This is a genomic window from Allobosea sp. P4_H5, from assembly GCF_056400825.1.
Window position 1 is genome coordinate 307314 of the sequence record NZ_JBFUKM010000006.1, and the last position, 12856, is coordinate 320169.

Annotated in this window: 11 protein-coding genes; 5 read left to right on the top strand and 6 right to left on the bottom strand. The window is 61.3% G+C overall.

Translation table 11 applies throughout. The annotated features are described in order from the left end of the window. Positions 1-122 precede the first annotated feature (122 nt). From AC1DS0_RS15080 to AC1DS0_RS15095, 4 genes are read right to left on the bottom strand one after another with little or no spacing between them, the layout of a single operon-like run. Entirely contained in the window at positions 123-332 is a 210-nt protein-coding gene (locus AC1DS0_RS15080) for a KTSC domain-containing protein (RefSeq protein WP_476815110.1), read from the bottom strand. Beyond that, a complete protein-coding gene (locus AC1DS0_RS15085; RefSeq protein WP_476815111.1) occupies positions 332-2245 on the bottom strand; it encodes an ATP-binding protein in 1914 nt (637 codons plus the stop codon). Before AC1DS0_RS15085 ends, AC1DS0_RS15080 begins: the two co-directional genes overlap by 1 nt. After that, on the bottom strand, positions 2242-3465 hold the full coding sequence (locus AC1DS0_RS15090; protein WP_476815112.1) for an SIR2 family protein: 1224 nt from the start codon (positions 3463-3465) through the stop codon (positions 2242-2244). The genes AC1DS0_RS15085 and AC1DS0_RS15090 overlap by 4 nt, the downstream gene beginning before the upstream one ends. 8 nt (positions 3466-3473) lie before the next feature. Continuing rightward, a complete protein-coding gene (locus AC1DS0_RS15095; RefSeq protein WP_476815113.1) occupies positions 3474-4748 on the bottom strand; it encodes a DUF2130 domain-containing protein in 1275 nt (424 codons plus the stop codon). A gap of 308 nt (positions 4749-5056) precedes the next feature. Between AC1DS0_RS15095 and recA the strand changes: the two genes are divergently transcribed. From recA to AC1DS0_RS15115, 4 genes are all read left to right on the top strand, one after another. Further along, complete coding sequence (gene recA, locus AC1DS0_RS15100) at positions 5057-6142, top strand: recombinase RecA (protein WP_280179022.1); 1086 nt, start codon at positions 5057-5059, stop codon at positions 6140-6142. A gap of 186 nt (positions 6143-6328) precedes the next feature. After that, entirely contained in the window at positions 6329-8980 is a 2652-nt protein-coding gene (gene alaS, locus AC1DS0_RS15105; RefSeq protein WP_476815114.1) for an alanine--tRNA ligase, read from the top strand. A gap of 1 nt (position 8981) precedes the next feature. After that, a complete protein-coding gene (locus tag AC1DS0_RS15110; RefSeq protein WP_476815115.1) occupies positions 8982-10145 on the top strand; it encodes a cyclic nucleotide-gated ion channel in 1164 nt (387 codons plus the stop codon). A gap of 53 nt (positions 10146-10198) precedes the next feature. After that, positions 10199-10774, top strand: a complete 576-nt coding sequence (locus AC1DS0_RS15115) for a hypothetical protein (RefSeq protein WP_476815116.1) — start codon at positions 10199-10201, stop codon at positions 10772-10774. Positions 10775-10777: 3 nt separating this feature from the next. Here the strand turns inward: AC1DS0_RS15115 and AC1DS0_RS15120 are convergent, their stop codons facing one another. Both AC1DS0_RS15120 and AC1DS0_RS15125 read right to left on the bottom strand, forming a co-directional pair. Beyond that, positions 10778-11239 carry a GFA family protein gene (locus AC1DS0_RS15120; protein WP_476815117.1) on the bottom strand — a complete coding sequence of 154 codons (462 nt, stop codon included), beginning with the start codon at positions 11237-11239 and terminating at the stop codon, positions 10778-10780. A gap of 105 nt (positions 11240-11344) precedes the next feature. Next, a complete protein-coding gene (locus AC1DS0_RS15125; RefSeq protein ID WP_476815118.1) occupies positions 11345-12001 on the bottom strand; it encodes an O-methyltransferase in 657 nt (218 codons plus the stop codon). Positions 12002-12095: 94 nt separating this feature from the next. Between AC1DS0_RS15125 and AC1DS0_RS15130 the strand changes: the two genes are divergently transcribed. After that, positions 12096-12734, top strand: a complete 639-nt coding sequence (locus AC1DS0_RS15130; RefSeq protein WP_476815119.1) for a TetR/AcrR family transcriptional regulator — start codon at positions 12096-12098, stop codon at positions 12732-12734. The last annotated feature ends 122 nt before the right edge of the window (positions 12735-12856 follow it).

Consider the following 12856-nt stretch of genomic DNA (forward strand, 5'->3'; position numbering starts at 1 on the left):
GAGGTAGGTTATCTGAACGATTTTAGAACATCCAACGCTGCACACGACTGTCCTCAGCTGGTTGGAGTAGCCAACTCGCCCAGTCGCCCGTGGCTAGCAACGTCGGAGCCAGCTAATTATGATCATACTCGCGCGTACCGATAAACGCCCTTCACGTGACTATTGAGGTATTGTCCTATAGATCCAGCTTGTATTATTTCATCAAAAACTCGCCTAGGAACATCAAAATACTGGTACAGACTTCCGTTGTTGAACAAAACCTCCAGAATTTGGCGATTTTCATCATAGCCAATTTCAGCTACGTTTGATGAAGTCACCGGCACTCGTTTCATTACGCATCCCCCCCGTCGTCATCTTGATCTGCGATGCCATCTGGCACATAAGCCCTGATCGATCGTGCGTTTTGTCGGCGCCATAATTCGACCGCTTCAGCATAGTCAGCAGGCGGACGTACCTGATTCCAACCGCCTGGACCATCAAACCCGTCCTGCTCATTCCCCGGAACTACAACCTTAGGATCTGTGCTATCTGGACGCCGCCCCGATCCCGGTCGATCAATTAGGGTCCTTATGGGAAGATTCACGGCTTCACCCACAATTATTGCTTCCCCCGTGCGAAGAACAGGAAGCATAGAAAACAATCCATCAAGATTGTCGCTAGCCGCTCCCTTGACGTGGCTCCTATCAGTAGAGTTACTAAGACGGAGAGCAAAAATAGTTCCGCACTGAGAAAGTATTGTTGGGTCTATCTCAGCAGGCCTTTGGCTGACCAGCATCATCCCAATGCCATACTTTCTTCCTTCCTTCGCAATCTTTTTTACTGCAACGGATGCAACTTGCTTCGGATCGAGATATGAGTGCGCTTCCTCCAAGACAATTAGCAAAGGCCTCTCGCGCCCTCCTTCAGGAATGTTTCTGGACCAGAAAAGAGCATCATAGATGATGCGTAAGACCGAGCCGACTAATTCAGATTGAATTGTTGGCGGGATTCCCGATAAATCCAGTATAGTCACGGGCTTTTCGTCGCCTAACCACCCTGCAAGCAATGTATCTAGATCCTGCTGAACAGCCCCCGTCTCACTCGGCGAAAAGGGGCCCGGTCGAAGAAGGAAATCGAACCGAGCATCTCGTATCTTAGAGCCGAGGGCATCAATCTGCCGTCCGAGGCCCAAATTGGACTGGCTGTGGCGTATCTTTTCAGGATCATCTCTATTGTCCTTGGGCGGCAGAAAGCGTGGTGGAATTCCCCCAAGCGCATTGCCCGCTTGAACAGGTACTCCATCAGCACCAAGCTCAAGTGCCCAAGTATCTCGTGACTGCGGTTGACCGGCCCTCGCGAAATGCGTTGCACGCATTTCGCAGTGCAAATCAAACCACAGTTTGTGCAGAGAAAATGGCACCGGAGAATCGACGCTGAGCGTATCCGCGTTGATGCCCGCTTTAGGGTGCTGAGTGATAGCTTGGAGCTTCAATCTGTTGATCCAATCAATCAGCGCCCCTCGGTCACCAGGATTGTCAATAGACCCAACGGTAATCGGAAGCAATTCATCCAATGTTAACGCCCAATAAGGTATGTATAGCGGCTTTTCCCCTTTTGATAAATCTGGAGTAATACGAAAAATTGAAGCCCTATCAGAAAGCGCGGAGCCGTATTCTCCATGAATATCGATCACTACTATGCGGGCAGACGGATAGCGCGAAATGTCCGACAACGCAGTGAGAATTCCGGCGACTGTGGTCGACTTACCGGACCCCGTCGTTCCGACTACAGCGCTATGTCGCGTGATCAATCTGTCGATTTCAACAAGAGCGGGAATAGACAGCGCACTGGCAAGCCGGCCTACCTGAACAAATCGCCGATCGTTTGGCCGCCCATATATGGCGCGAAGATCGAATTCCGTTACGAGATGGGCTGCATCGCCAATTGTTGGGAACTGTGAAATACCTCGATCAAAACCCGCCCCAGGATGGCCCTCGCCGACCAGCTGAACGGTCATCCAGCGATTGCCGTGCTGCTCAAACTCTGCCAACCGCTCGGGAACGGCGCTAGCGCCTACCTGGGAAATCACTCCATACAAATTGGCAAATCCGAGCGGTATTCTTACAAAGCCGCCGACTTGACCGACCCTGTAGCTCTGTCCCTCGATAAAGCTCAGGCCGGAAACAGTTTCCTGGGCCAATTTTATTCTGATTGTGGAACCGCTGACATCTTCCACCGTGCCAAGCAGGGTCGGATCCGCGCTCATTCGGCCGCCGCCTGCCTGCTTGTCGCTTCGATGAACTTATTCAAAAATGCGCCTAGGTGGTTAAAATCACCAAGCTTCAACTTGCAGACCTTGGGAATCTCCGCATCCGCGCCATCCTCGTGGGGAGGCAACTCAAAACTCCCTTCTAGGGCCCCGAGATTCGACGATGGCCGGATCATCCACGGCGCGTCCTGCTTTCGAATAACGGCTCTATCATAGGTAAATAAAGATAGATTTGGCGTTTCCTTCGCTAGTTTAGCTGCGCCGGGATATTTTGTCATGCAGCCATACTGGAACGCAAAACATGCCGCAGATGGATTCGAATCAAGGCATTCTACCAAGGCTCCATTAATGTGATCGTCTCCAAATGAATAACCGGACATTATCAATGCAACTGGGCGATTCTTGCCGCGGATAAAATTACGAAATCGGTCAATCATTACATAATACGGCATACGCCGGCTTTCGTCATACTTAAGATGCGAAGGGTGTATAAGTAACTCATCTCCATCTTCTGCCTCAGTTCGTATTATATGCTTTTCCTGAGATTTATAGCGCCAGTTAATTGAGCCGTGAATCTTCCAAAGTCTCGACCAGCGTAGAGGAATCTCATTCTCTTCTATAGCTTTGAGATCGAAAAATGGGCGCGATGAGCCAATAAAACCATCAAAGAATGGAACTCTGTGTTTCTCAAGCGCACGTTCAATAAGAAGGTCGTAGTTTGTAGTAAAAATCTCCGTATGAGGATACTTACGAAAGCTTATAAATCTAGCCAGCGCGTGATATGGCGTCTCATGATCAGGGAGTTCTTTATTTACAGCCGAGCGAACAGCTCGACAGATTTCCTTGTCCAGTTTATCTAAGGATTCAGACTGAAGGTTTCGTACGCCTACCTTTCCAGCAACGTCCTTGAAAGTTCTGAGGCGATTCAGCATTGTCTCAATCGTCGGACTCGTTACTTCGTCCTCCTTAAACGTCAACAGCAGTTGCTCGAATGCCGATTTAAGTTCCGCATTGGCAATAAGTTGCGTGCTTATCTCTTTCGTTAGGCCAGCTATATCTTGGATTAGAGAAACAGCAGGCTGTCCATCGGTACCAGGCACGCGCACAGCGCAAGCGCACCCCGCTCCGAGAAAAAAACCAACAGCCAGCTTATCAGCAGCTAATATCTGCCTAAGTTGGTTTATTATTTGGACAGGATCATGAAATTCTATGGCCATATTTTCATTCAATCAATTTGTGATTTTGACGATTCGATTGCCATAACGTCAAGATTCTCAATCTCTTGAAACGCCCGTCCAGCGATACCCTGTAAGTCACCATACATGCCAACGGTAGATTCAACCACGCCGCGAATTTGCTCTTCACGCTTTGCCCACAGGCGAGTCATAGTCTTGCGCTCGCGCTCCAGATCAGCTTGCATGTCGCCAAATTTTTCCACGATGGCCTCGATGCGATGCCGGAACCTGGGGCCGGTTAGATACTGGTAAACGAGTTCCATCTTGGTCTGCTGCCCTTCCTGCGCTTGTCGGCTGCTGGCAACCTGTAGAAGTGTCTGACGAAGAGCGAGCGCCACAGGGACCATGTTACGTGGCTGCGTTACCCACACGCCGTCGACCTGATCGAATGTATCAACGCCCTTGGGAAGAACAGTCGAAATCAACAGGGCAAACTCAGCCTTTGCTGCGCGCTGATCCTCCCGAAGCTTAACAAGCCAACCATCACTCCAATTCTTCGTGCGTTTCGTTTCCCAAAGAATTGTACCACAGACTTGGCCTCCGGGACTGACGACGCGTTGGAGAACATCACCGCCAAATTCGCCTTTGGGAACGGGCTCGATCAAGTCGCCGGGAAACTTACTACGCAAGATTCCCTCCAGTTCAAGTTCAAACGCTTCGCCCTGCAGTTGCTGGGACCCTTGCTCGGCACGTCGGCGTAGCTCCTCGATCTGACGCTGCATCGAGGCGATTTGCTCTTCCTTTTCGGTTACCTTCAGCTTCAGGCTATCCTCAGCCTCCAGTTTGGCCTTCTCGCGAACGGAGGCCAGAGACTCTCCGACTTTTCGTTCGATTGTTAGATCTATTTCACGGCGTGCATCATCCAACTCGCGCTGCTTTCGCATAAGGTCAGCCTGAGCCTTCTGGGCCTCCGCCAGCTTCTCGTCGTGTTCCGCCAGAACACGGCGAAGTTCTGCTAGTTCTGCTGTCCGTGCCTGAAGATCAGAACCAATGGCCTCGCGCGCCCTCCGACTTTCCTCGGCAACCACCTGCGCGCGCAATGCGCTGACCTTCTCGGCAACCTGAGCATCGATCCCAGCCCTAGCCTGCTCAAGCTCTTTTTGACGGCCCAAAAGCCCGGCTTCTCGCTCCCCGATTTCACGCTCCTTGTCCGCGATGCGCTTTTCGTACTGCTTGCGGGTCGCCTCGATGAGCGGCGCGGCAAGCTGCTCGGTCAAGCGGAACTCAGTCCGGCAGCTGGGGCAAGTAACCGTAGGCTCGGTCATGAGTTCCCGACATTCACTCATTGCACAGCCCGCACAGGGCCCTGATATCGCCTGTACCGTCAAGGACACGATCTTCGATGGAGCGCCTTGGCGCCCTAAAGACAGCTCGGTCGCGCAAATCCGATATGTGCGGGTCTCGAACGCATAACCTTTTTTGAATGGTCAAAAGTGGTCCAGCTCAGCTGCTATCGCTATACCCCAAATAAGAACAAAAAAAGAACTTGCGAGAGAGAACAAACCATGACCATAGTCATCCCCATGGCGCGGATTGAGATGTGGTCGCGCCCCTGCCATAAGGAGCGCACGTCGTGAATCAGGCGAATCTCAGGCTCGTGGAAGGCTCTTCGATGGACAAGGCCAAGGCGCTCGATGCGGCGCTCTCGCAGATCGAACGGGCTTTCGGCAAGGGCTCGATCATGCGCCTGGGCAAGAACCAGCAGGCGATCGAGATCGAGACGGTCTCGACCGGCTCGCTCGGCCTCGACATCGCGCTCGGCGTCGGCGGCCTGCCCCGTGGCCGCGTCATCGAGATCTACGGACCTGAATCCTCCGGCAAGACCACGCTCGCGCTGCACACCATCGCCGAAGCGCAGAAGAAGGGCGGCGTCTGCGCCTTCGTCGACGCCGAGCACGCGCTCGATCCGGTCTATGCCCGCAAGCTCGGCGTCAATCTCGACGACCTGCTGATCTCGCAGCCCGACACCGGCGAGCAGGCGCTCGAGATCACCGACACGCTGGTCCGCTCCGGCGCGATCGACGTGCTGGTCATCGACTCCGTCGCGGCGCTGACGCCGCGCGCCGAGATCGAGGGCGAGATGGGCGACAACCAGCCCGGTCTCCAGGCCCGCCTGATGAGCCAGGCCTTGCGCAAGCTCACCGCCTCGATCTCGCGCTCGAACTGCATGGTCATCTTCATCAACCAGATCCGCATGAAGATCGGCGTGATGTACGGCAGCCCCGAGACCACCACCGGCGGCAATGCGCTCAAGTTCTACGCCTCGGTCCGCCTCGACATCCGCCGTGTCTCGACGCTGAAGGAGCGCGACGAGGCGACCGGCAACCAGGTTCGCGTCAAGGTCGTCAAGAACAAGGTGGCGCCGCCCTTCAAGCAGGTCGAGTTCGACATCATGTTCGGCGAGGGCATCTCGAAGGCCGGCGAGCTGGTCGATCTCGGCGTCAAGGCCGGCATCGTCGAGAAATCAGGCGCCTGGTTCTCCTTCGACAGCCAGCGCCTCGGCCAGGGCCGTGAGAACGCCAAGACCTTCCTAAAGGCCAATCCCGACGTCGCTGCCAAGATCGAGACGACCATCCGCCAGAATTCCGGCCTGGTCGCCGAGCGCATCCTCGAGAATGCCGACCCGACCGCCGAGGATCTCGACGAGGGCGAGGCCTGAGCCTTCAAACGACGGCATAAAGTGATTAAGTCGACGGGCGGCCTCCGGGTCGCCCGTTTCCGTTTTGCGGTCAGCGGCTTGCGGCGCCCTTGCGCATCTTCACCGCTTTCTGGACAGGCGTAAGCGCGCTGACTAGAACCACTGCGCCGGGCCTGCCGGCCCCACTAGAACAGAGCCAAGATTGCGATGAGCGGCGTCAACGAGATCAGGTCGACCTTCCTCGATTACTTCAAGAAGAACGGTCACGAGGTGGTGCCGTCGAGCCCGCTCGTGCCGCGCAACGACCCGACCTTGATGTTCGCCAATTCGGGCATGGTGCAGTTCAAGAACGTCTTCACCGGCCAGGAGAAGCGCCCCTACGCACGCGCCACCACGGCGCAGAAATGCGTGCGCGCCGGCGGCAAGCACAACGACCTCGACAACGTCGGCTACACCGCCCGCCACCACACCTTCTTCGAGATGCTGGGGAACTTCTCCTTCGGCGACTATTTCAAGGAACAGGCGATCACCCATGCCTGGACCCTGGTCACCCGTGAATTCGGCCTGCCCAGGGACAAGCTGACCGTCACGGTCTACTCGGAGGACGACGAGGCGCACACGCTCTGGAAGAAGATCGCCGGCCTGCCGGATTCGCGCATCATCCGGATCGCGACCTCCGACAATTTCTGGCGCATGGGCGATGTCGGCCCCTGCGGCCCCTGCTCCGAGATCTTCTACGACCATGGCGACCACATCCCCGGCGGCCCTCCGGGCTCGCCCGACGAGGATGGCGACCGCTTCATCGAGATCTGGAACCTCGTGTTCATGCAGTATGAAGAGGCTGCGGGTGGCATCAGGACCAATCTGCCCCGCCCCTCGATCGACACCGGCATGGGCCTCGAGCGCGTCGCCGCCGTGCTCCAGGGCACGCATGACAACTATGCGATCGACCTGTTCGCGACGCTGATCCGCACGATCGCCGATCTCACCAACGTCCCCTCGGACGGGCCGATGAGCGCGAGCCACCGCGTCATCGCCGACCATCTGCGCTGCTCCGCCTTCCTGATCGCCGACGGCGTGCTGCCCTCGAACGAGGGCCGCGGCTATGTGCTGCGCCGGATCATGCGCCGTGGCATGCGCCATGCGCAGTTGCTCGGCGCCAAGGACCCGTTGATGCACCGCCTCGTGCCGGCGCTGGTGCGCGAGATGGGCCAGGCCTATCCCGAGCTGATCCGGGCCGAGGCGCTGATCAGCGAAACGCTGAAGCTGGAGGAAACCCGCTTCCGCACCACGCTGGCGCGCGGCCTCTCCATCCTCGACCAGGAGACGCAGGTACTGGGTTCAGGCGACAAGCTGAAGGGCGACGTCGCCTTCACCCTCTACGACACCTATGGCTTCCCGCTCGACCTGACCCAGGACGCACTGCGCGCCCGCGGCGTCGGCGTCGACATCGAGGGCTTCGATGCGGCGATGGCACAGCAGAAGGCCAAGGCGCGCGCCGCCTGGGCCGGCACCGGCGAGGCCGCGACCGAGACGCTCTGGTTCCCGCTGCGCGAGCGCGTCGGCGCGACCGAGTTCCTCGGTTACGACACCGAGAGCGCCGAGGGCGTCGTCACCGCTCTGGTCAAGGACAATGCCGAGGTCGCGACGCTGAAGGAAGGCGAGAGCGGCACCGTCATCCTCAACCAGACGCCGTTCTATGGCGAATCCGGCGGCCAGGTTGGCGATACCGGCACGCTGGTCGGTAACGGCTTCAAGGCTGAGGTGACCGACGTTCAGAAGAAGCTCGGCGACGTCTTCGCCCATCAGGTCAAGGTCGTCTCAGGTACGATCGAGCTCGGCAAGCCGGCCGAACTGACGGTCGACCATGGCCGGCGCGGCGGCATCCGCGCCAACCATTCGGCCACCCATCTGCTGCACGAGGCGCTGCGCCGCGTGCTCGGCGACCATGTCGCGCAGAAGGGCTCGCAGGTCGCACCCGAGCGCCTGCGCTTCGACTTCAGCCATCCCAAGCCGATCTCGCGCGAGGAATTGGCCAGGGTCGAGGAGATGGCGAACCGGCTGGTGCTGCAGAACGAGCCGATCACCACCAAGCTGATGTCGGTCGACGATGCGATCGCCTCGGGCGCGCGCGCGCTGTTCGGCGAGAAATACGGCGACGAGGTCCGCGTGGTGTCGATGGGCACCGATCGTGATGCCGAGATGCCAAAGGCCTTCTCGGTCGAGCTCTGCGGCGGCACCCATGCCAGCCGCACCGGCGATATCGGTCTCGTCACCGTCCTGTCCGAGGCCGGCGTCGCGGCCGGCGTGCGCCGGCTCGAGGCGCTCACCGGCGAGGCCGCCCGCCGCCATCTGCGTGAGGAGAGCGTCGCGCTCGACGAGATGGCCGGACTGCTGAAGGCACCGATCGCCGAGTTGCCGGCGCGTGTCGCAACCCTGGTCGAGGAGCGCCGCAAGCTCGAGCGCGAGCTCAGCGAAGCCCGCAAGAAGCTCGCCATGGGCGGTGGCGGCGAAGCCAGCGATCCGATCCGCGAGGTCGCCGGCGCTAGGCTCCTGGCCCGCGCCGTCACCGGCGTCGAGATGAAGGATCTGAAGAGCCTGGCCGACGAGGCCAAGGCTCGCGTCGGCTCGGGCGTCGTCGCCATCGTCGGCGTCGCCGAGGATGGCAAGGCCGGTGTCGTCGTCGGCGTCACGCCCGATCTGACCGAGCGCTTCGACGCGGTCGCGCTGGTGCGCGCGGCCTCCGAGCGCCTCGGCGGCAAGGGCGGCGGCGGCCGCCGCGACATGGCCCAGGCCGGCGGACCGGACGGCACGCAGGCTGAGGCCGCGCTCGAAGCCGTCGCCGCAGCGATGGGCTGACATGGCCATGCCCGCCGCCCCGCAGCCTGGCATGAGCTGGCGGCGGCGGGCGCATCTGATCATCGACCATGGCGCCGGCGACGATCTCTCGGCCAGGCTCGTCCATGGCGCGCTGGTGGCGCTGATCGTCGTCAACATCACGGCGCTGGTGCTGGAATCGGTGCCGCGGCTCGCCGTTGCTCATGACCGGCTGTTCCATAGGATCGAGCTGGTCTCGACCGTGCTGTTCACGCTCGAATATGCGGTCCGGCTCTGGGTCGCGCCCGAGCATGCGCGCTATCGCGGCATGAGCGATTGGGCCGCACGGCGCGCCTATGCGCTGTCGCCGCCGGCGCTGCTCGATTTCCTCGCCACCGTGCCGCTCTACGCCGCCCTGCTCGGCTACAGCGATCTCAAGATCCTGCTGCTCTTCCGGCTACTGCGCTTCTTCAAGCTCGGGCGCTATTCGCCCGGCATGGCCTCCCTCGGCACGGCGCTGCATGCCGAACGCAAGGCGCTCGCCGCCTGCGTCGTCATCCTGATCGGCGTGATGCTGCTCGCGGCGACCGCGATGCATTTCGTCGAGCACGATGTCCAGCCCGACAAGTTCGGCACCATCCCCGATGCGATGTGGTGGGCGATCGTGACGCTGACCACGGTCGGCTATGGCGACGCGTTTCCGATCAGCCCGCTCGGCAAGGTCGTGGCGTCGCTGACCGCGGTGATGGGTCTCGTCATGCTGGCGCTGCCGGTCGGCATCATCGCCACCGCCTTCGCCCAGGAGATCCACCGGCGCGAATTCGTCGTCACCTGGAGCATGCTGGCGCGCGTGCCGCTGTTCAGTGGCCTCAACGCTGCCGAGATCGCCGAGATCATGCATGCGCTGCGCGCCCAGACCGTGCGCGGCGGCGGCGTCGTGCTGCGCCCGCACGAGCCGGCCCACTCGCTCTATTTCGTCGCCAGCGGCGAGGTCGAGCTCGTCGCGCCCGATGGCAGCCGCCGGCTCGACGAAGGCTGCTATTTCGGCGAGCTCTGTCTGACCGAACTCGCGGCTGCCGAGGGCGGCATCGCAGCGCGTGCCACGGTCGCGACCAAGCTGCTCGTCCTTGATCCTGCCGACTTTCGCCTGCTCATGCTGCGCCACCCGGAACTCGCCGCCCATCTCCATCGACTTGCTGCAGTATGATACTCACCCGCCGCACGATCCTCGCCCTGCTCCTCTGTGCAGGCAGCCCTGCCATGGCACAGCAGCCGCGGCCGCAGCAGCGCCCGCCGCAAGGCCCGAGCCTGTCGGCGCCGCGCACGCTGATGGCCGGCGCCATGGCGACCGTCTTCGTCAGCCGCGCCCCGGCCAATGCCCGCCTCGCCATCAGCCGGCCGGGCGATCCGCCAGACGCGGCGATCGTCGCCTCTCCGCTCGGTCAGGTCCCGGCGCTGTCGCTGCCGGCGCCGGGCGAGGTCGGCAGCTTCGAATGGCGCCTGCTCGGTGAGAGCGACGGCAAGCCGGTCATCCTGCTGCGCCAGCCGCTGGTGACGACAGAACCGACTGCGACGCTCGCCGCCCCCGCCCGCGTCGCGCGCGGCAATCCCCTGCCCGTGCGCGGCATCGGCCCCAATGGTGACCGCGACCGCGTCGTGCTGGTCAAGCCGGAGGCGCCGCCGGAGGCGCAGGGGCCGAATTTCTTCCCGGCCGAGAATGTCGAGAGCACGCTGGAGGCGCCGGCCGAGCCCGGGATCTATGAGCTGCGCTATGTGATGGACGCGCCCCTCACCGGCCCGCGCGTGCTGGCACGGCGCGAGGTCATGGTCGAGTAGCGCTCAATCATGATCGGGATGCTGACGCGAGCGATATCCTTGCAGCTCATCCGCCGGGATATCGTCCTCGGTGCGCGTGCCCTCCAGGCGGCACAGCGCGTCGAACCAGGGCGCCCTGCCCTCGATGCCATAGGCATGGGTCGGGGAAAAGGCGATGGCATCGTCGAGACTGCCGACCGCGAGCGAGAGCGAGCCCGCGCCGGGATAGCTGAAGCTCAGCGGCGTGCCGCAATCGCGGCAGAAGCCGCGCTCGGCGACCTCCGACGAGCGGAAGACCGAAGGCGTCCCGCGCGTCCAGACCACGTCGGCGATGCGGGACGAGGCGAAGGCGCCGAAATAATTGCCGACAGCCTTCTGGCACATCCGGCAGAAGCAGACCGAGACCTTGTGCGGCGGCTTCAGCAGCCGGTAGCGCACCGCGCCGCACTGGCAGCCGCCGGTGAGAATGGGCGTCGTCACGGTCATGTCGGCTCCCGCCTCCTCGCAGGGTTTCCACACAACTCGATGCCGTGAGGCAGCAGGCCGCCGAAACCCGATACGAGACGCTTATATCGCCTGTCGTCGCGCAGATCAGCCGATGCGCATCGACAATTCGACATCCTCGGCGAAGGGGATGGACAGGTAGCCACTGCCGGGCGCACGCACCCGCTCGAGATAATCCGGGGAGTCGTCGGCATTGTCCGCGACGACGAACGAACCCAGGCGCAGGCTGCCCTCCAGCAGGCTCAGGATGTCGGGGTAGAGCGATTTGGCACCGTCGAGCAGCAGCAGGTCGACCTGTTCGGGCAGATCGGTCGCGAGCGTCTTCAAGGCATCCCCTTCCCTGATCTCGACGAGGTCGGCGAGGCCGCCTGCAGTCAGGTGCTTGCGGGCCTGCGCCACCTTCGAGGGCTCGAATTCGGTGGTGATCAGGCGTCCCCCACCATTGTCGCGCAGGGCAGCGGCAAGATGCAGGGTCGAGATGCCGAAGGAGGTGCCGAACTCGACGATCGTCCGGGCCCGGCTGCTGCGCGCCAGCATGTAGAGCAGCTGGCCCGCCTCCCGCGAGACCGGAAGCCAGAGGTCCTTCAGGCGGCCGTAGAGGTCGAGATATTCGGTCTTGCTGCGCACAAGGCGGTCACGCTCCGCAGGAGAGAGGCCCATGAGCGCTGGGCTGGGGGCGGCGCTCGCCCGTTCGAACAGCTGGTCGAGAAGAGGCGCGAGCGGGGCAGTCGTCAGGGTCGTCACAGGGGTGCTCCGGTCTAGAGTGGTTGGTTCTTGTTCCGGCGCAAAAAATACGAATAATTCGTCGCGTTTCCTATTCGCATTGGCGGAGCGCGACATGGCCGACCAGCCAACCTCCCGGATTTCCTCACGAAAAACGCCGAAGCAGGCGCGCTCGGCGGAGCTGGTCGCGGCCATTCTGGAAGCCGCTGTTCAGGTTCTGGCAAAGGAAGGCGCTCAGCGCTTCACCGCGGCGCGCGTGGCCGAGAAGGCCGGCGTCAGTGTCGGCTCACTGTATCAGTATTTCCCGAACAAGGCGGCCATCCTGTTCCGGCTGCAGAGCGATGAATGGCGACAGACCAACGCCATGCTGGCCGATATCCTCGGCGATGCCAGCAAGCCGCCGCTCGCCCGTTTGCGAGCGCTGGTCCATGCCTTCATCCGGTCCGAATGCGACGAGGCTGCGGTGCGCATCGCGCTCAACGATGCAGCTCCGCTCTATCGCGACGCCCCTGAGGCGCGGGAGGCGCGCGCGGCCGGCAACCGGCTTTTCGAGAGGTTCATGGCGGCGGCGCTGCCAGCGGCTTCGACCGGTGAACGCGCCCTGGCTAAAAGCCTCATCACCATGACGCTGAGCGCCGTCGGCAAGGAGTTCTCGGAAACAGCGAGGAGCGATGCCGAAATCCAGGCCTATGCCGACGCCCTCGCCGACATGTTCTGCGCCTATCTGCGCCATCTGGAGCAGCCCCATCGCTGAAGCTCGGGCGGCATACGCCAGATCTCGCCGGACCGGCTCCTGAAGGCGCTCGCAGTTGCGCCCGGAAGCGGGCGCCGCTTCCGGGCGCAACAAAAAGCCCGGCCAGAACGGCCGGGCTTCTG

Excerpts from the sequence above, each read along its gene's own strand:
- AC1DS0_RS15095 (WP_476815113.1), bottom strand. The coding sequence starts at position 4,748 with ATGACCGAGCCTACGGTTACTTGCCCCAGCTGCCGGACTGAGTTCCGC.
- AC1DS0_RS15130 (WP_476815119.1), top strand. The coding sequence starts at position 12,096 with ATGGCCGACCAGCCAACCTCCCGGATTTCCTCACGAAAAACGCCGAAG.
- AC1DS0_RS15120 (WP_476815117.1), bottom strand. The coding sequence starts at position 11,239 with ATGACCGTGACGACGCCCATTCTCACCGGCGGCTGCCAGTGCGGCGCG.
- AC1DS0_RS15110 (WP_476815115.1), top strand. The coding sequence starts at position 8,982 with ATGGCCATGCCCGCCGCCCCGCAGCCTGGCATGAGCTGGCGGCGGCGG.
- AC1DS0_RS15090 (WP_476815112.1), bottom strand. The coding sequence starts at position 3,465 with ATGGCCATAGAATTTCATGATCCTGTCCAAATAATAAACCAACTTAGG.
- AC1DS0_RS15115 (WP_476815116.1), top strand. The coding sequence starts at position 10,199 with ATGGCACAGCAGCCGCGGCCGCAGCAGCGCCCGCCGCAAGGCCCGAGC.
- alaS (WP_476815114.1), top strand. The coding sequence starts at position 6,329 with ATGAGCGGCGTCAACGAGATCAGGTCGACCTTCCTCGATTACTTCAAG.
- AC1DS0_RS15085 (WP_476815111.1), bottom strand. The coding sequence starts at position 2,245 with ATGAGCGCGGATCCGACCCTGCTTGGCACGGTGGAAGATGTCAGCGGT.
- AC1DS0_RS15080 (WP_476815110.1), bottom strand. The coding sequence starts at position 332 with ATGAAACGAGTGCCGGTGACTTCATCAAACGTAGCTGAAATTGGCTAT.